Source organism: Klebsiella sp. G-Nf4 (assembly GCF_002810615.1).
Taxonomy (GTDB): domain Bacteria; phylum Pseudomonadota; class Gammaproteobacteria; order Enterobacterales; family Enterobacteriaceae; genus Klebsiella; species Klebsiella variicola.
Genome location: NZ_PION01000001.1, coordinates 298,430 through 316,306, shown reverse-complemented (window position 1 = coordinate 316,306; position 17,877 = coordinate 298,430). Strand labels below are relative to the sequence as shown.

Annotated in this window: 16 protein-coding genes; 6 read left to right on the top strand and 10 right to left on the bottom strand. The window is 58.8% G+C overall.

Annotation, left to right across the window (positions count from 1 at the left end; genetic code table 11):
- Window positions 1-107: 107 nt before the first annotated feature.
- Entirely contained in the window at window positions 108-1,004 is an 897-nt protein-coding gene (locus CWM57_RS01605) for a DMT family transporter (RefSeq protein WP_074385686.1), read from the top strand.
- 51 nt (window positions 1,005-1,055) lie between these two features.
- Here the strand turns inward: CWM57_RS01605 and CWM57_RS01600 are convergent, their stop codons facing one another.
- From CWM57_RS01600 to tehA, 3 genes are all read right to left on the bottom strand, one after another.
- Window positions 1,056-1,724, bottom strand: coding sequence for a DUF3313 domain-containing protein (locus CWM57_RS01600; RefSeq protein WP_061154410.1), 669 nt, complete (start codon window positions 1,722-1,724; stop codon window positions 1,056-1,058).
- 263 nt (window positions 1,725-1,987) lie between these two features.
- Window positions 1,988-2,584 (bottom strand): tellurite resistance methyltransferase TehB, encoded by a 597-nt coding sequence (gene tehB, locus CWM57_RS01595; RefSeq protein WP_100630572.1) that lies wholly within the window; start codon window positions 2,582-2,584, stop codon window positions 1,988-1,990.
- Window positions 2,581-3,585 (bottom strand): dicarboxylate transporter/tellurite-resistance protein TehA, encoded by a 1,005-nt coding sequence (gene tehA / locus CWM57_RS01590; protein ID WP_100675504.1) that lies wholly within the window; start codon window positions 3,583-3,585, stop codon window positions 2,581-2,583. The genes tehB and tehA overlap by 4 nt, the downstream gene beginning before the upstream one ends.
- A 111-nt stretch (window positions 3,586-3,696) precedes the next feature.
- Here tehA and ydcK point away from each other — a divergent pair, with 111 nt between their 5' ends.
- Window positions 3,697-4,677 (top strand): YdcK family protein, encoded by a 981-nt coding sequence (gene ydcK / locus CWM57_RS01585; RefSeq protein ID WP_100675503.1) that lies wholly within the window; start codon window positions 3,697-3,699, stop codon window positions 4,675-4,677.
- Here the strand turns inward: ydcK and rimL are convergent.
- From rimL to CWM57_RS01565, 4 genes are all read right to left on the bottom strand, one after another.
- A complete protein-coding gene (rimL, locus tag CWM57_RS01580; RefSeq protein ID WP_060875735.1) occupies window positions 4,663-5,241 on the bottom strand; it encodes a 50S ribosomal protein L7/L12-serine acetyltransferase in 579 nt (192 codons plus the stop codon). The two genes, ydcK and rimL, sit on opposite strands and share 15 nt — an antisense overlap.
- Before the next feature lie 53 nt (window positions 5,242-5,294).
- A complete protein-coding gene (locus CWM57_RS01575) occupies window positions 5,295-6,950 on the bottom strand; it encodes a glucan biosynthesis protein D (RefSeq protein ID WP_074385682.1) in 1,656 nt (551 codons plus the stop codon).
- A gap of 319 nt (window positions 6,951-7,269) precedes the next feature.
- Window positions 7,270-8,775: a carboxylesterase/lipase family protein gene (locus CWM57_RS01570; protein ID WP_100630575.1), complete on the bottom strand. Its 1,506-nt coding sequence runs from the start codon at window positions 8,773-8,775 to the stop codon at window positions 7,270-7,272.
- 41 nt (window positions 8,776-8,816) lie between these two features.
- Window positions 8,817-10,160, bottom strand: coding sequence for a VOC family protein (locus CWM57_RS01565; RefSeq protein WP_100675502.1), 1,344 nt, complete (start codon window positions 10,158-10,160; stop codon window positions 8,817-8,819).
- Between the two features lie 239 nt (window positions 10,161-10,399).
- Here CWM57_RS01565 and pcaH point away from each other — a divergent pair, with 239 nt between their 5' ends.
- The 4 genes from pcaH to CWM57_RS01545 all read left to right on the top strand — a co-directional run bounded on the left by pcaH (window position 10,400) and on the right by CWM57_RS01545 (window position 15,526).
- On the top strand, window positions 10,400-11,140 hold the full coding sequence (gene pcaH / locus CWM57_RS01560; RefSeq protein ID WP_004202816.1) for a protocatechuate 3,4-dioxygenase subunit beta: 741 nt from the start codon (window positions 10,400-10,402) through the stop codon (window positions 11,138-11,140).
- The gene (gene pcaG, locus CWM57_RS01555; protein ID WP_100675501.1) at window positions 11,137-11,757 is read left to right on the top strand and encodes a protocatechuate 3,4-dioxygenase subunit alpha; all 621 of its coding nucleotides are present in this window, start codon (window positions 11,137-11,139) and stop codon (window positions 11,755-11,757) included. The genes pcaH and pcaG overlap by 4 nt, the downstream gene beginning before the upstream one ends.
- Window positions 11,758-11,932: 175 nt before the next feature.
- Window positions 11,933-12,856, top strand: coding sequence for a LysR substrate-binding domain-containing protein (locus tag CWM57_RS01550; protein WP_012541541.1), 924 nt, complete (start codon window positions 11,933-11,935; stop codon window positions 12,854-12,856).
- A 297-nt stretch (window positions 12,857-13,153) separates the two neighbouring features.
- Entirely contained in the window at window positions 13,154-15,526 is a 2,373-nt protein-coding gene (locus tag CWM57_RS01545; protein ID WP_100675500.1) for a membrane-bound PQQ-dependent dehydrogenase, glucose/quinate/shikimate family, read from the top strand.
- A gap of 69 nt (window positions 15,527-15,595) precedes the next feature.
- Here CWM57_RS01545 and CWM57_RS01540 read toward each other — a convergent pair whose 3' ends face one another.
- The 3 genes from CWM57_RS01540 to cybB all read right to left on the bottom strand — a co-directional run bounded on the left by CWM57_RS01540 (window position 15,596) and on the right by cybB (window position 17,647).
- Entirely contained in the window at window positions 15,596-16,714 is a 1,119-nt protein-coding gene (locus tag CWM57_RS01540; RefSeq protein ID WP_012968056.1) for an S-(hydroxymethyl)glutathione dehydrogenase/class III alcohol dehydrogenase, read from the bottom strand.
- Between the two features lie 24 nt (window positions 16,715-16,738).
- On the bottom strand, window positions 16,739-17,014 hold the full coding sequence (locus CWM57_RS01535) for a metal/formaldehyde-sensitive transcriptional repressor (RefSeq protein ID WP_004101746.1): 276 nt from the start codon (window positions 17,012-17,014) through the stop codon (window positions 16,739-16,741).
- Window positions 17,015-17,119: 105 nt separating this feature from the next.
- A complete protein-coding gene (cybB, locus tag CWM57_RS01530; RefSeq protein WP_008804655.1) occupies window positions 17,120-17,647 on the bottom strand; it encodes a cytochrome b561 in 528 nt (175 codons plus the stop codon).
- Window positions 17,648-17,877 lie beyond the last annotated feature (230 nt).

Genomic DNA, 17,877 nt, shown 5'->3' with positions numbered 1-17,877 from the left:
GAATGACAAATAAGCGCAAGAATTTGCAAGCCGACAACAAGCGGGTGAAAGCTGCCGGTTGCGACAGGCGGCATACTCCTCCCTTCAACAGGCAGAGGAGAGTCAGGGTGAACGCATTACTTTATGCACTCGTTGTCGTTATCTGGGGAACGACGTGGATTGCGATTTTTTTACAACAGGGGCCGGTGGCGGCGCCGGTATCTATTTTCTGGCGTTTCGCCGTGGCCAGCGTCACGATGCTGGCGGTTCTGCTTGTCACGCGACGGCTGCGGCCGCTGCGCGCGAAAGATCACCTCTGCTGCCTGCTGCAGGGTTGCTGCGTTTTCTGCTTTAATTTCTGGTGTTTTTACACGGCCGCGGCCTGGATCAATACCGGTCTGGAATCGGTTATCTTTTCCATGGCGGTGCTGTTTAACGCCATTAACAGCTTCCTTTTTTTCCGCCAGCAGCCGCCGGGCCGCTTCTGGGCCGCCGCCGCGCTGGGTTTGGCCGGTATTGTCACGCTGTTCTGGGATGACTTGCTGGCCAACGGGCTGAACGCCTCGCTGCTGTGGGGGATCGGTCTGAGCGCCCTGGGCACCTACGGCTTTTCACTGGGCAATATGTTCAGCATTCGCCACCAGCGGCGAGGGCTGGAAACCCTGACCACAAACAGTTGGGCGATGCTCTACGGCACGCTGGTGATGGGCGCTATCGCCCTGCTACGTGGCGATAACTTTACGCCGGAGTGGACCGTCAGCTACCTTGGCGCCCTGCTTTATCTGGCGCTGTTCGGCTCAGTGATCGCCTTCGGGGCCTATTTCACTCTCGTGGGGCGCATCGGCGCCAGCAAAGCCGCGTACAGTACGCTGCTGTTTCCGCTGGTGGCGTTATCCATTTCCACCGTCTATGAAGGGTATATCTGGCACAGCAACGCCGTTATCGGGCTGGCGCTGATCCTGCTGGGTAACCTGGTGATGTTTGCCAAACCGGAACAGCTGCTGCTGCGTCGCAAGCTGGCCTGAGAAGGCGATGGCAGGGAGAACAGCGCCGTCGGTCAGACGGCGCTGGTGCGATTAACGCTGAGAAGGGTCAAATTTGACGGCGTCCACTGCCATATCATCGATCACCTGCTTCAGGGTATCGACGGTCAGCGGCGTGTTTTCATTAGCCAGAGTTTTGCCTTCCCCTTTACGAACAACCTTGATCACCGGCTTGTTCGTGCTGGCGTCGATCAGCTCGGCTTCAAAATAGAGGTCGGTGTCCATAGTACGATGGCCAGTGGCGGCCTGGGTACCCGCAACAATCATGGCGACCGGGATCACTTCATAGAACTGCAGTCCCTCTTTGCTGGAGTCCACACCGGTGATCGCGCCACGGAAGATGAGGCTGCGTTTGTCGGCGGTAGTGGCCAGCGGTTTACGCTCCGAAATAGCCTGTTTCAGTTCTTTGTTGGTGTAATTCAGAATATCCTGCAGCGCCTTTTCCCCTACCTGGGTGGTCGGTTTCGGGACGGGATAATAGGTTACCGGATGGTACACGACGTTATCGTAGTTGGCCGGATTGTAGTTTGGATCGATCCAGCGCAGCTCAGGCTTGCCGGAGGCGGAGGTCGTTTCTTTCAGGTTGGAATAATCTTTTAAGAAGCCCGAATACTGATTCGGTTGCGCCACCTTCGACGCACAGCCGGTCAACGCTAACATCCCCGCCAGAGCGGCGACTTTCAATAACACGCGAGTACGCATAGAGAGATCCCTGTAAATGCAGTTTTTTTTCGGCAGACGTTATAGCAAATAAGACCCACTAGTTTTGTGACAAAAAATGGGCTTCGTCAAGGAAGATTTACAAATATTGATAGGATGAACATTACGTTATTAAATAATCACTTAAAACAGGCAGAAGCCTGCATTTTATCCCTCTTTTTTACGGGGAGTTCCTCGCTTATTTTCCCTGCTCTTCACCTTACTACGCGGCGCGGGCCATGCTCAGCTTCCCACGCCGCCGCGTATCAGGCAGGCTTGCGCGCCAACAGGGTGGCGAAGCGCAATTTGATGCGATTGCCGTTGGCGTCGGTACGATGCAGCTCGCCGACGTCCTCATTGTATTTCAGCAGCTCCCAGCCCTGGTAATATTCACGAAGCTCATCGGGTTTAAAGGCAAACGGAAAGCCGACGGTGCAGGGATAGTCTTCGGTATCCATCGCCGCCACAATCAGGTTATAGCCGCCGGCGGCGGTGCAGCGCTGCATATTGGCGATCAGGCCCGGGATGGTGTCAGGCTCCAGGAACATCATCACCACGGTGGAGAGGATCAGGTCATATTCGCCATCAAAGGTCAGGCTATTGAGGTCTGTTACCGCGGTGCGGAGATTTTCCAGCGCCTCGGCAGCGCGAATACTTTCCAGATTATTGATGCTCATCGGATTTTTATCCCACGCGGTCACCGTGAATCCGTTCGCCGCCAGATAAAGGCTGTTACGCCCGTTGCCACAGCCCAGATCCAGCGCCCGCCCCGGCGGCACCACCGTCGCAGCATGCAGCACCTCGGAATGGGTGCGAGTCAGGCCATATTTTTCACAAAAATAATCCGCGTCACGCGTTGTCATGATCTTTCCTTCTCATTCAGGAGTGTTTCCCGGTCGACCTGTACCAGCAGTTTCCCGCTCACCAACAGCAAAATTGTGCGCAGTAACAGCAGGCCGACAACCAGATTGCTAAAAATAAACAGCGGCATTGCCAGATGGTGAAAAAAGCCGTCCGCCCTGGCCTGGCCGAGATGCAGGCCGGTGGTGGCCAGTGCGGAAATACCGAACGAGAAGCTCCAGAAGGAAGCATTGAACGGCTGGCGAAGATACCAGGGCATCAGGCGCAGCATAAACAGCAACTGCAGCAGGCCGTAACCAAACAGCAGCTTCGCGAAGGTATCCGCTTCCCCGCCGTTGACGCTGAGCCAGGCGCTGCAGGCCACCAGCGCAGGCGCCAGTTGGATCCCCAGCGAGGTGCGCAGCGGCGTCGGCAGTTCGCCCGCACTGCGCAAACGCTGGAGGATGGCCGGCTCGAGGCTCAGCCAGGAGAAGACCCCGGCGCCGAGGAACACCAGCCCGGCGTCGGTAAACCCCAGCGCGCCGCAGGCCATCGCGCTGATGAAATTATTGGCCACCGTCGGCAGATAGAGTCCCGGCGTGGTGGCCTCGTGAGGATGCGTCCCCCGCCACAGCCCGGCACTTTGCCAGGCGGCATAGGCAAGCTGCAGCGCCACCCCCGGCACAAACAATCCCAGCGCCAGCGGCCGCCACCATGGCACCAGCCCGATCGCCACCAGCAGCGTGGTGGCCGGAAACAGGCTGACAAAGCTGCTGCTGACCGGATGGCGCATCTCTCGTAGCACGCTCGCCGGAAAACGAATCGCCCGGCTGATAAACGCCATGCTGAGCAGCGCCCACATCGCTATCGCCAGCGTCACCAGCCCCTCGCCGATGCTGCGGCTAACCGGCCAGAGCGTGCTGGCGTAGCGCCAGGCGAAGCCCATTCCGATGGTGCCGAGCACCATACCAAAGTAGCCTGCCGGCAGGTTCAGCACCTGCCGCGGCGTTTGCTTACTCTTCATTTTGTTGATGATATCAATTTAATTTGAAGTTGCATTTTAAAGGAACCTTATCCCGCGCGCTACGGCGTTCTTTGCTATGTTTATGTTAACCATAAGTAATGAGGATCGGGAATGCGTAAATACCGTCTCAGCGAACAGACCCGGCAGTATTGTTACCAGCAAGAGGATGGCAAACAGAGCGTCACCCTGCGCCAGATAGTGGCGCTTATCGATTTCGCTGACGTCAAAGCGGGCAGCGAAGGCGGCTGGGTTGACGCGGAAAGCGCTCTCAGCCAACAGGGCTTGTGCTGGATCTACGATGCCAACAGCGTGGTTTTCGCCGGAGCATGCATCCGCGACGACGCCCGCGTAACCGGGCCCTGCGTGGTCAGCCACGAGGCCGCCATCGGCGGACGGGCATGCATTCATGCCTCGCACATTAGCCATCACGCGCAGATAAGTGACAACGTCACGATTAATCATAGTCTGGTGCGCGGTTACTGTCGCCTCGCCGACGAGGCGCGTCTCCTGCCCCACTGCCAGGTGATTGCCGCCCGCGGGCTGACCGCCGATCGCGACAAAGTCCTGCAGATTTATCAGCGAGCCACTGTTAGCGCCTCGCGTATTCTCCACCAGGCGCAAATCTACGGCGATGCCTTTGTCGAGCACGCTTTTGTCGAACACCGGGCAGAAGTATTCGACCAGGCAAGACTGGAGGGGAACGAAGAAAACGACGTCTGGGTGTGCGATAATGCCCGGGTTTATGGTCACGCGCGTCTGATCGCCGGTCGCGGAGAGGATGCCATTCCCACCGTGCGCTACAGTTCGCAGGTGGCGGAGAATGCGGTGATTGAAGGCAACTGCCTGTTAAAGCACCGGGCGATGGTCGGTGGCGAGGCGCAGCTGCGCGGTGGTCCGATTCTGCTCGACGACGACGTGCTGATTCAGGGGCGGACCGTCATCATCGGCGATGTGATCATTGAGCACCAGGTCACCATCAATGACGAGGTGCAGATCGCCGCGCAGGAGGGTGAGGCCATTCATCTGCGCGGCCCGAAAACGCTTGACGGCCAGCAGCACATCACCCGCACGCCGCTGTTAGGCGCCCTCTAGCGCCTCGTCGCGGTCAATAATGCGCGCATAGATATTCTGATCGTCATAGCTGCCGTTCAGATACTCAGCCTGCCTGAGGCAACCTTCCAGAACGAACCCATTGCGCAACGCCACCTGGTTACTGCGGGTATTGGCCACCCGGCATTTGATCACAAACCGGCGCACCAGCCCGCTGCGGGCATAATGGTGGATAAAGGCCTGCAGGGAGCGGGAAAGCAGCCCCTGCCCCTGGTGCTCTTCATCGATCCAGTAACCGATATAGGCTGTTTTGTTCTGCGGCTCGATCTGGTTGAACGACAGGACGCCAACGAGTCGATGGTCGAGAAACAGCAAAAACATTTTGGCGTAATCCCGCTGATGCAGAATCACGTTACCCTGCACATGGCGGCGGGTCTCCTCTTCGCTGTTCACTTCGGCGGGCCAGTTGAGCGATTGCTGCAGCCAGTGGCGGTTTTTGACCACCAGCTGGTGCAGATCGCTGACGTAGCGCTCATCAATCGCGATAAGCGTCAGCGCGTCGGTCACCGGGATCGACTCAGGTACTGCGGGAATGTCTGTAGTCATGGGGCTCTCTACTGGCCCACAGGCGTTGCCTGCGGGCCGCGGCTGTCACGGGACTATTTCATGATCCGGTCGTCAACGTAGTTACGTTTATCCGGCGCCGGCGGGAAGTACTGATAGAGCCAGGTTTCGCTGATGGCTTCGCCCTGACAGCGCAGGAACAGGCGCATCTCCACCGGATCGGTCGAGTCGGAGGTCGGATACCAGTCGAAGAGGATCCGGTAGCCATCGAACGGCTCAACATAGAGGATCTCAATCTGCTTCGCTTCGCCGCTGGAGAGGGTGATCACCGGTTCAATACCGCGCGGCGCGGCGGCCTTCAGATCGCCGCCGACAAAGTCGATGGCAAAACGGCGCGCCCACTTATCCGGATAGTGCTCGCCCGGCGCCCAGCCTTCCGGGAAGCCCCCCATCCCGGTGCGGGTGGCGAGCACACGCGCCAGCGGAGTGCTCACCGGCGGCTGCGCGCTCCAGTAGAGACGGTAGCGGAAGTCCAGTTCGTCGCCCGCCTTCACCGCTTTTTCTGGCTGCCAGAAGCAGACGATATTATCCAGCGTTTCACCGGTGGTCGGGATCTCCATCAGGCTGACGGCCCCTTTGCCCCACTGGTTACGCGGCTCGACCCACAGGCTGGGACGCTTGTTATACCAGCCCATCACGTCCTGGTAATGGGAGAAATCGCGGTCCAGCTGCAGCAGACCGAAGCCACGCGGGTTCTTGTCCTGGAAGGCGTTGAACTGCAGCTTCTGCGGGTTATTCAGCGGCCGGCAGACCCATTCGCCGTTCCCCAGCCACATCGACAGCCGATCGGAGTCGTGGATCTGCGGGTGGATGGTATCGCACATCCGACGCTCGTTGTTGCCGCAGCTGAACATACTGGTCATCGGCGCAATACCCAGCTGTTTGATGTCCTTGCGGGCATAAAGGTGGTTTTCCACATCCATGATGACCTGGGTATCCTGGCAATGGATGGTGAATTTGTAGGCCCCGGTGATGCTCGGGCTATCCAGCAGCGCGTAAACGGTAAATACCGTGGCGTCCCCTTTGACTGTTTCGAACCAGAAGGAGGTGAAATCAGGGAACTCTTCCGGGGTATCGGTAAAGGTGTCCACCGCCAGCCCGCGAGCCGACAGGCCGTACTGGTAAGTGCTGTCTACCGCGCGGAAGTAGCTGGCGCCGAGGAACGCTACGATATCGCGGCGCGCCAGCTCCGGCGCTTTAAACACCCGGAATCCGGCGAAACCGAGGTCGGACTGGCCTTCCAGCTGGCGGGTGTCGACCCCGGCGTCATTGTACTTAAACAGCTCAGGGCGGAAATGGATCTCGCGCGCCTGCTGGGTGGCGGCGTCAAGAGAGAACATCCGCACGCGGCGACGGAACCCCATCCCGACGTGGAAAAACTGGATGTCCAGTTTGCGTTCTTCAATGTTGTTCCACAGCGAGTGGTTGGCGTCATACTGGATGCTGTTATAAGCCTGCGGAGTCAGATTGGCCAGCGTCGGCGGCAGATCGCGCGGGGCGCCGCCCCATGGCTGGCGCGCCAGATCGTGGGCCATCCCCTGCAGCACGGTGTAATCGAAACGACGCGTTTGCCCGTCGGCAATGCCCGCGTCTTCGGCAAAAGCGGCCTGACTGAATAAGGAGGCGACTCCTGACGTTCCGCATACGGCGGCAACAGCCATGGAAGATTTAAGAAAACGTCTGCGGTTCATGCCTGAGAAAGCGTCCTTCTACACGGGTGAATTGATTCGCAACGCGTCATCACGCTGCGTGATAAATTCCGCCCACTCTAGACAAAAACGATTAATAATCCAATTGTTGCCCGCAGAAAAAAGGTAAAAAAGCCCTGTCTACCAGAACAGCCCGTTTTTTCATCTCCGGGGAAGTGAGACTGCAAGGCACAGTCTGAGGCCTGCCTGTCATCGGACCGGATAGCGGTTCCTGGTATGGCATCTTCATCACGTGTCGGTTTCTCCACCGCCGGTGGCTTTCAGCAGTGTCATGTCCTTGCGGAACCACGAACAACCACCTTTACTCGAGCGTCACGTGATGCTTCATCACCCGGCGAAACAGCGCCAGCCGGGCGCGCATAAAGCGATTCTCCACTTTAAAACCGGCACGCTTATGCAAGCCAATGCGCAACAGACGATCCCGTCCACGCAGACACGCCGGCCAGCGCACTGCGCCGGAAAGTGCCAGGTCGCCGCTGGCGACGCGGGCAAACTGGGCCCAGTAATCAGCGACCTGAGCGGCGAAGGCCAGATCCGCTTCGCTGGCGTACTGACACACCGGGTCGGTCAACCGCAGGTTATCAAACACGTAGGGCACCTCGTTGCCATGCCAGGCGCCGTGCGGATAGGTGTCATGCTCCGCTTCCGCAACATAATCAAACCAGTAGCGCCAGCACGGCTGCCCCACGCGCTGCTGCGCCTGCATCACCACATAGCCGAGGGTGGTGAAGGCCATATCGCGGCACACTTCCCGCCCCAGCGCTTCATCGCCCTTCACGCCGGGATAAAGGAGTTTGATCAGCCCCAGACCCAGGCGGCGCTCACGGCGCAGCTTCTGGATCTGCCCGGCGATATCGACGCCAAACACGGCCATCACGCTGGCTTCATCGCTGTTGGAGCCGATCATCACCGGCATTGGATGCTGGTGCCCGGCAAAAAAGGTCTCCAGCATCGGCTGCGGCAGCACCGCGTCGCCGACGATGGGGGCCGGCCCTGTGTTCAGCGGTGCGGTGAGTGACCAGAAGGCCTCCGCGGGGATCGCCCGCAATTCCTCAGCGCTGGCTTGCGGTAAGGCAAAGTGTTCCGCCAGCAGGCGGCCTTTCTCCAGCGCCTTCTCTCGCGGCAGGTCGGGTAACGTATACCCGCTCTGAATAATCGCTTTATGGAACAGCCCTTTCGCTTTCGGCGAGGCCATCAGCGACAGCACGCTGCGCGCCCCGGCGGATTCGCCAAACAGCGTGACGTTAGCGGCATCCCCGCCAAAGGCGTGGATATTCTCCTGAACCCACTGCAGGGCGGCAATCTGATCCAGCAGCGCGAAATTATAGAGACGTTCGCCTGCCTCTTCTTCCAGCGCCGGATGGGCGAAAAAGCCGAGATGGCCCAGCCGGTAGTTGACCGTCACCACCACCACATCGCGGCTGGCTAACGCTTTGCCATCGTAAGGCGGCAGGCTGCCGGCGCCGATGGTAAACCCGCCGCCGTGCAGCCAGACCATCACCGGCAGCGGCTGCGCCGCAGCAGCAGGTGCCCAGATATTGAGATATAAGCAGTCTTCGCTGAAAGCGCCGGGATCGCCGCCGCCGAGCTCACGGCAGTAGTCAATGTCCTGCCAGCTGGCGGCGGAAAAGGCGTCGGCCTGGCGGACGCCCTGCCAGCGGGCAGGAGGTTGCGGCGCGCGCCAGCGCAGCGGGCCCACAGGCGGCGCGGCATACGGAATGCCGCGCCAGATATGGATCCCCTGCTCTGCGCTCCCGGACACGGTTCCCTGGCGGGTTTTCGCCAACGGTTTCGACGGATGTTGCATAACCTGCTCCCTGTAAGGCTGATGCCAGCAGGGTACTGATTTTACAGCAGACCGCAACGTCGTTTGCTGCGCTCCTCCGCCTGTCGGTACAGGGCAAACTCATCCTCCACCGGGCAGCCCAGCGCCGCCTCAAAGGCCTCGCGGCTGGCATTCCCGTGGCTGCGCGCCTGCGTTTCGTTGCCCAGATTGGACTGAAAAATACCCGCCGCGCTGACCGGTAAAAAGTCTTCATAGATAATCGGCTGGGCAACCACCCACCCGCGCTCAATCAACGGCTGCGGATCGTCGCCCGGGCGAAACGCCTGGCGATGCGCCTCGCCGGCGGGCGTCAGGCGGTAGCGAAACCAGGCCAGCCCCTGCTGGCGGAGCAAAAATTCGCTGTCCGGGAATTCGCGGAATACCTCCTGCAGATGCTGCTGATGGCTGAGATTGTCCTTTCCGGTCCCCGCTGCCTGCAGCAGGCGGTCGTACAGCGCGCGTCCTTTTGGCGTTAGCGCAATGCCGCGTTGCTCAATTTCACCAAAGCGGGCGCTGTGGGTGCCTTTATGCTCACCGGCAAACATCACCGGCTCCTCAAGCGCCTTAAAGCTGGTCTGCCGCAGGAGGATCGGGACCTCCCGCCGCGGTGGCCCTTCAATCAGCGCTTTGGGTTCAATACCACACTCGGGCATCAGGGCCTGGGCGCGATCAATATCCAGCGTCCGCGGCGTGAGGTGATTGATATGGCATCCCGGAAAGCAGACCACATCGGCAATCAGGCGGTGCTCGCGATGCAGGGCATGGTAGGTCTCCTCATCGACGGTAGCATGCCGGTGCCAGCGAAAGGTCTCCAGCGCCTCCTGCACAAACTCGCGCGCGTCGGCAGAGGTGAATTCGCCTTCAGCTTCATACTGCGCAATCAGCGCCAGGCAGCGGGGGGTAAAGATTTTGCGCCGGGCGAGGATGGCCTCGGCCCGCTCGCGCAAGGCGCGATTTTCAATCAGCTCCAGGCGCAGCAGCGAGGTGAAAACCCGAAACGGATTGCGTGCCAGCGCGGCATCGTCGATGGGACGAAAGGCCGTGGAATGGACCGGCACGCCGGCCTGCGAGAGATCGTAATAGCTGACGGGATACATCCCCATGATGGCAAACATGCGACGCAGCGTCGCCAGTTCCTTCGCTGTGCCCACGCGGATTGCGCCGTGGCGCTCCACGTTTAAGCGCGCCAGCTCGTCGGCATTGGCCAGTTGTTCATGCAGCTTCGGATTATTTTCCAGTACCGCCAGATTGACGTCTGCCACCAGCTCCAGCAGCGTCCCGTACTGCGGAACTTCCTGCTGGTACATGGCCGACATGGCCTGCGAAAAGTGCTCCCGAATCTCATCAGCCGTGATGGTGTTCGCCATGATGTGTTACCTCCAGTGAATACTTCCTGGAGTGTAGGAAAGCTGCCTCACGGCGGGGGGAAGAATTTACAAACTGTGATGGCGATAACCTGCTTCCGCTAGCAGTCATTGCACAAAACATAACCTACGGTTATGAAAAACACCCGGTAATTTCACTTTAAATTAACAATACATTTACACACACTGTTTCTGGCGACATTACAACAACATGCCCCTCTACCGTCTACACGGAGTACCCGATGAACGACAAATGGTCCCCGCGCGAGGTTATCCATCGCGATTACAGTAGTCACCCGCCCGCTTACGCGCCGGGCTATAAAACCAGCGTCCTGCGCTCACCGAAGAATGCCCTGATCTCCCTGCAGAACTCGTTGTCAGAGATCACCGGGCCGGTCTTTAGCCGCGACGATCTGGGCCCTCTGGATAATGACCTTATCCTTAACTATGCCAAAGAAGGCCTGCCGATTGGCGAGCGGATCATTGTCCACGGCTATGTGCGCGATGGTTTTGGCCGACCGATGAAAAACACCCTGGTGGAAGTCTGGCAGGCCAATGCCGGCGGCCGCTACCGACATAAAAAAGATCAGTATCTGGCCCCGATTGACCCGAACTTCGGCGGCTGCGGCCGGGTGCTGACCGATGAAAACGGTTATTACTGTTTTCGCACTATCAAGCCCGGCCCCTACCCGTGGCGTAACCAGGCCAGCGACTGGCGTCCGGCGCATATTCATTTCTCGCTCTCGGGTGACGCCTGGGCGCAGCGCCTGATCACCCAGATGTATTTCGAAGGCGACCCGCTGATCAAACAGTGCCCGATCGTCCGGACCATTAATAATGACGACGCCGTACGCACGCTGATCGCCGAGCTGGACATGCACGCCGCCGTACCGCTGGATTGCCTGGCCTACCGCTTCGACCTTGTTTTACGCGGCCATCGCGCCACGCTGTTTGAAAATCGTACTCAGGGGGCCGCCCGATGAAACAGTATCTGCCTGAAACCGCCTCGCAGACGGCGGGACCCTATGTTCATATCGGTCTGGCGCCTGACGCCGCGGGCTTTCATATTTTTGAGAAAAACTTTGGCCCGATCCTCACCACCGCGGATACCACCGGGGAGCGGATCACCATTGAAGGCCGGGTTATCGACGGCTCCGGAACACCGGTGCGTGATGTGTTGCTGGAGATCTGGCAGGCCAACGCCGCGGGACGCTATAACCATCCTGACGACCGTCAGCAGCAGAAAGCCGTCGACCCGGGCTTCCGCGGCTGGGGGCGTACCTGCTCTGATTTCACCTCCGGCGTCTGGCGCTTTGACACCATTAAGCCGGGCCCGGTTGTCGGCCGCGATGGCCGCCTGATGGCGCCGCACGTCAACCTGTGGGTGGTCGCGCGGGGGATCAACATCGGCCTGAACACGCGGATGTATTTCGCCGATGAACACGAGGCCAACGCCAGCGACCCGGTGCTGAATCTGATCGAGTGGGAAGTGAGACGCAAAACCTTAATCGCCGAACGCGAGGTTCGCGGTTCGGAAGTGGTCTATCGCTTCGATATTTATCTGCAGGGCGAAAACGAAACCGTCTTTTTCGATATCTAGCGGCCACGACGATAAACGCCTTCCCCTCGTCCTGCGTGGGGAAGGCGTTTTAAACCGTGGGGAAAGATCTTGTAATGTAATCAGGTCAAATGTTAATAATATTTTGCTATCTGGTTATCAAATTTAAACAAGGCCGCTTGTCTCTTTCACCGCTGTGTTTTTAACATCATCTACTATGGAAAAAAATGGTCTCTTCAGTCAGCGCATTCGCTTGCGCCATCTACACACCTTCGTGGCCGTCGCTCAACAGGGAACGCTGGGGCGCGCGGCTGAAACTTTAAATCTGAGCCAGCCGGCACTCTCGAAAACGCTAAACGAGCTTGAACAGTTAACCGGTACCCGGCTGTTCGAGCGGGGCCGTCTGGGGGCGCAACTCACCCTGGTCGGCGAACAGTTTCTAACTCATGCCGTTAAGGTACTTGATGCCCTTAACTCAGCGGGTCAGGCGCTGAACCGTAAAGAGGGGCTGAATAACGACATTGTGCGTATCGGCGCGCTGCCTACCGCCGCACTGGGGATCCTGCCAACGGTGATCGGCCAGTTCCATAAACAGCAAAAAGACATCACGCTGCAGGTCGCCACCATGAACAACACCATGCTGCTGGCGGGGTTAAAATCCGGGGAGATCGATATCGGTATCGGACGCATGTCCGACCCGGATCTGATGAGTGGGCTCAACTATGAGCTACTGTTCCTCGAATCCCTGAAACTGGTGGTTCGTCCGGGACACCCCCTGCTTCAGGAGACCGTGACCCTGAGCCGGGTAATGGAGTGGCCCGTCGTGGTCTCACCGAAGGGCACCGTACCGCGGCAAAACGCCGAAACGTTGCTCCAGAGCCAGGGCTGTAAAATGCCCGCGGGATGCATCGAGACGCTGTCTGCTTCGCTGTCACGCCAGCTGACGGTCGATTTCGACTATGTGTGGTTCGTGCCATCCGGGGCGGTGAAAGACGATCTTCGCCGGGGTGTGCTGAGCGCCCTGCCGATTGCCACCCAGGGCGCCGGAGAACCCATCGGCATTCTAACCCGCGTCGATGCGACGCTGACGCCAGGTACGCAAACCCTGCTCAGCGCCATCCGCAAGTCAATGCCTGCCTGACCCCGCTTTCTCCCCGGCGACACCTGCCGGGGAGCCTACGATCGCCGATGTGATGCGCCTGGCGGCACAACACATTTAGCAAAATAATCATTTAGTGCGAAATTATTCATTAACAATTGCGCAAATTTCTTTAACAGATCTATCATATCGCGATTTCACCAAATGGTTCACTTGAAATCACATCAAGCAATAAACCTGCGTTTATGAAGGTACAAACCTCTTCATTCAAAAATAAAACAGAAAATATCTGTTTCATTTGGTTCATGGTGAAGTGGCGGGAGTGGTTAAGGAGATTACATGGCAACTGGCAACGCGCCGCGCGGATTCCCCCGGATCCTGCAGTGGCTTCTCGCCGGACTGATGCTCATCATCGGTCTGGCTATCGGTATTCTTGGGGCAAAACTGGCCCTTGTCGGCGGAACACTGTACTTCGCCCTGATGGGCGTGGTGATGGTCATCGCGGCGGTGTTGATTTTCCGCAACCGCCGCGGCGGTATTCTGTTGTACGCCGTGGCGTTTATCGCCTCGGTGATCTGGGCGATAAGTGACGCTGGCTGGAACTACTGGCCGCTCTTCTCGCGCCTGTTTGCGCTCGGCGTCCTGGCCTTCCTTGCCGCCCTGGTCTGGCCTTTCCTCGCCAGCCCACCGGCAAAAAAAGGCCCGGCATATGGCGTCGCCGCCGTTCTCGCCGTGGCACTGGCGGTGAGCTTTGGCTGGATGTTCAAATCCGAACCGCTGGTTAGCGCCACTGAAGCGGTGCCAGTGAAGCCCGTCGCGCCGGGCGAACAGCAGAAAAACTGGGCGCACTGGGGTAACACCACCCACGGCGACCGTTTCGCCGCGCTGGATCAAATCAACAAACAGAACGTCAACCAGCTACAGGTGGCCTGGGTAGCGCATACTGGCGATATCCCGCAGAGCAATGGCTCCGGGGCGGAAGATCAAAACACCCCGCTGCAGATTGGCGATACTCTCTACGTCTGTACCCCTTACAGCAAAGTGCTGGCGCTGGATGTGGACAGCGGGAAAGAGAAATGGCGCTATGACTCCAAATCCTCTTCTCCCAACTGGCAGCGCTGCCGCGGCTTAGGCTATTACGAAGAGAGCCAGGCACAAACCGCGCCAGCGTCAGGCACGCAGCCTGCCGCCTGTTCACGTCGTCTGTTCCTGCCGACAATCGACGCCCGCCTGATCGCCATTGATGCCGATACCGGCAAACTGTGCGAAAGCTTCGGCGATCGCGGTATTGTCGACCTTAGCGTCGGCATGGGTGAAGTGAAAGCGGGCTATTATCAGCAGACCTCCACCCCGCTGGTGGCGGGCAATGTGGTGGTGGTGGGCGGCCGCGTCGCGGATAACTACTCCACCGGCGAACCGCCGGGCGTGGTCCGCGCGTTTGACGTCCACACCGGCAAACTGGCGTGGGCGTGGGATCCAGGCAATCCAGCGCTGACCGGTGTTCCGCCGGAAGGCCAGACCTATACGCGCGGTACGCCAAACGTCTGGTCGGCGATGTCCTACGACGCGAAGCTGAATCTGATCTATCTACCAACCGGCAACGCCACGCCAGATTTCTTTGGCGGCGAGCGTACCGCGCTGGACGATAAATACAGCTCCTCTATCGTGGCTGTGGATGCCACCACCGGCCAGGTGCGCTGGCACTTCCAGACCACGCACCACGACCTGTGGGACTTTGACCTGCCATCTCAGCCGCTGCTGTACGATCTGCCTGACGGCAAGGGCGGTACCACCCCGGTGCTGGTGCAGACCAGCAAGCAGGGCATGATCTTTATGCTCAACCGCGAGACCGGCGAGCCGGTGGCCAAAGTGGAAGAACGTCCGGTGCCGGCGGGCAACGTCAAAGGTGAACGCTACTCACCGACGCAGCCTTACTCGGTGGGAATGCCGATGATCGGCAACCAGACGCTGACGGAATCTGATATGTGGGGGGCGACACCGATCGACCTGCTGCTGTGCCGTATCCAGTTCAAAGAGATGCGCCATCAGGGCGTCTTTACCCCGCCAGGTGAAGACCGTTCCCTGCAGTTCCCGGGCTCGCTCGGCGGCATGAACTGGGGCAGCGTTTCGGTGGATCCGAACAACAGCCTGATGTTCGTCAACGATATGCGTCTGGGCCTCGCCAACTATATGGTACCGCGCGCGAAGGTGGCGAAAGACGCCAGCGGGATCGAGATGGGCATCGTGCCGATGGAAGGCACGCCGTTTGGCGCCATGCGCGAACGTTTCCTGTCGCCGCTGGGCATTCCATGCCAGAAACCGCCGTTCGGCACCATGTCCGCGGTGGATCTGAAAACCGGGAAACTGGTGTGGCAGGTACCGGTTGGCACCGTAGAAGATACCGGGCCACTGGGGGTCCGTATGCACATGCCAATTCCGATCGGCATGCCGACCCTTGGCGCGTCGCTGTCCACACAGTCCGGACTGCTGTTCTTCGCCGGTACCCAGGATTTCTACCTGCGCGCCTTTGATACCGCGAACGGGAAAGAGATCTGGAAATCGCGTCTGCCGGTCGGTAGCCAGTCCGGCCCGATGACCTACGTCTCACCGAAAACCGGTAAGCAGTACATTATTATCAATGCTGGCGGCGCCCGTCAGTCACCGGATCGCGGCGATTACATCATTGCCTACGCGCTCCCGGATCATCACTGAACGACCTAAGCAAAAGGGCCCATCCGGGCCCTTTTTTTATCGGTGACGATACGCCATCAGCGTTAGCGATTACTGGTCGCCAAAGTGGATCACGGTGCGAATCGATTTGCCTTCATGCATCAGATCAAAGGCCTCGTTAATCTGCTCCAGCGGCAGGCGATGGGTAATAAACGGGTCGAGGCGAATTTTACCAGCCATGGCGTCCTCCACCATTCCCGGCAGCTGACTGCGCCCTTTCACGCCGCCGAAGGCGGAACCGCGCCACACGCGGCCGGTTACCAGCTGGAACGGACGGGTCTTGATCTCCTGGCCAGCACCGGCTACGCCGATGATCACGCTCTCACCCCAGCCTTTATGGCAGCACTCCAGCGCCGCGCGCATCACGTTGACATTGCCGATGCACTCGAAGCTGAAATCCACCCCGCCGTCGGTCAGTTCGACAATCACATCCTGAATCGGCTTATCGTAGTCGTTCGGGTTGATAAAGTCGGTTGCGCCCATCTCTTTGGCGAGGGTGAACTTATCCGGGTTGGTATCGACCGCCAGAATGCGTCCGGCCTGCGCCTGCACCGCGCCCTGGATCACCGCGAGACCAATGCCGCCTAAACCAAAGACCGCGACGCTATCCCCGGGCTTGACCTTCGCCGTGTTGTGCACCGCGCCGATACCGGTGGTGACACCGCAGCCCAGCAGGCACACTTTATCCAGCGGCGCCTGCGGATTGACTTTCGCTAGCGAGATCTCGGCGCAAACCGTATATTCGCTGAAGGTGCTGGTGCCCATATAGTGATAAATCGGTTCGCCGTTATAGGAGAAACGGGTGGTGCCGTCCGGCATCAACCCTTTGCCCTGGGTGGCGCGCACCGCCTGACAGAGATTGGTTTTACCCGACTTACAGAACTTGCACTCGCCGCATTCGGCGGTATACAGCGGGATCACGTGGTCGCCCGGCTTAAGGCTGGTAACGCCCTCGCCCACTTCCACGACAACCCCGCCGCCTTCATGGCCCAGTACCGCCGGGAAAACACCCTCTGGATCGTCGCCGGAGAGGGTAAAGGCATCGGTGTGACACACGCCGGTGTGGGTGATTTTCACCAGAACTTCGCCTTTCTTCGGCGGCGCGACGTCAATCTCAACGATTTTTAACGGCTGGCCAGGACCAAAGGCAACTGCTGCGCGTGATTTCATAACTGTCTCTTCCTCGTCGTGATGTTATTTTAAATAGGATCGTAGCAGATGACCGACCTCTGCCATTCTCGCGGCCCGCTGGTCCGGGGTGGTCTCGCCGCTAACCAGCTCGTCCTGCAGGTGGATCTCCACCATTTCGCCCATCAGGCCATTTGCCGCACCGCGAATTGAGGCAATCTGCTGCAGGATTGTCATGCAGGGTTCGCCGGACTCCAGCGCGCGCTCGAGGGCCTCGACCTGGCCGCGGATGCGGCGTACGCGACTGAGCGCCCGTTTTTTATCTTCAGGTGAATGTGGCACGATTACGCCTCCGTATCATATAGGGGGGTATACTATATTTTATTACCCATAAAGGCAAAAAAAACCCCGTCGCGGGACGGGGTCAGGCAAAACGGTAACGACTATTTAGCGCTTACGGGGCATCATCCGCAGCAGGGTATTATCTTTCCACCAGTAATGATGGACCAGCGCGGCAAGGGCATGCAGGCCAATCACGAAGTACCCGGCGTTGGCTAACCATTCATGGATCGCCTTCAGGGTGTCCACCCGCTCAAAATCGCTCTGCGGGGCATACGGCATGGTCAGGCCAAAGGCGTACCAGGGATTTCCGCGCCAGTACATCATCACCATCCCGATCAGCGGCAAGGCAATAAATAGCAGATAGATAACCAGATGGCCGAGATGAGCAAAACCGGTCATCATCGGCGACGGTTTCGGCACGATCGGCGGCGCTGGCGACTTCAGCCGCACCAGCAAACGCGCCACCATCAGCGCGCAGATGGTGATCCCGCAGGAGACATGAATCATATTAATCAGCGGCCGGTCACTACGGGGAAAAAATCCACGTAGCTCCATTGCCGCATAAGCCACCACCACCAGCAAAAAGACCAACCAGTGAATACCGATCTGCAGGCCCGAATATTTATCGCGCATGGAATTTCCTTAATGGAAAGAGTGATATCGCCAACATAGCGGCCTTCTCTTAAATTTTCATTAACCTTTACGTTGAATTAACAATTGATTACCGCATTGCGCCGACCCGGGAAGGCGCAGCATGCCTCGACGTGCTGAAGCGAACAGGCAACCGGCAGTCGGTACGCTATTACAAAATTAAACAGTTTTGTCACCTTCCACCGCCCTGTCCTTCTCTATAGTAGAGAGCA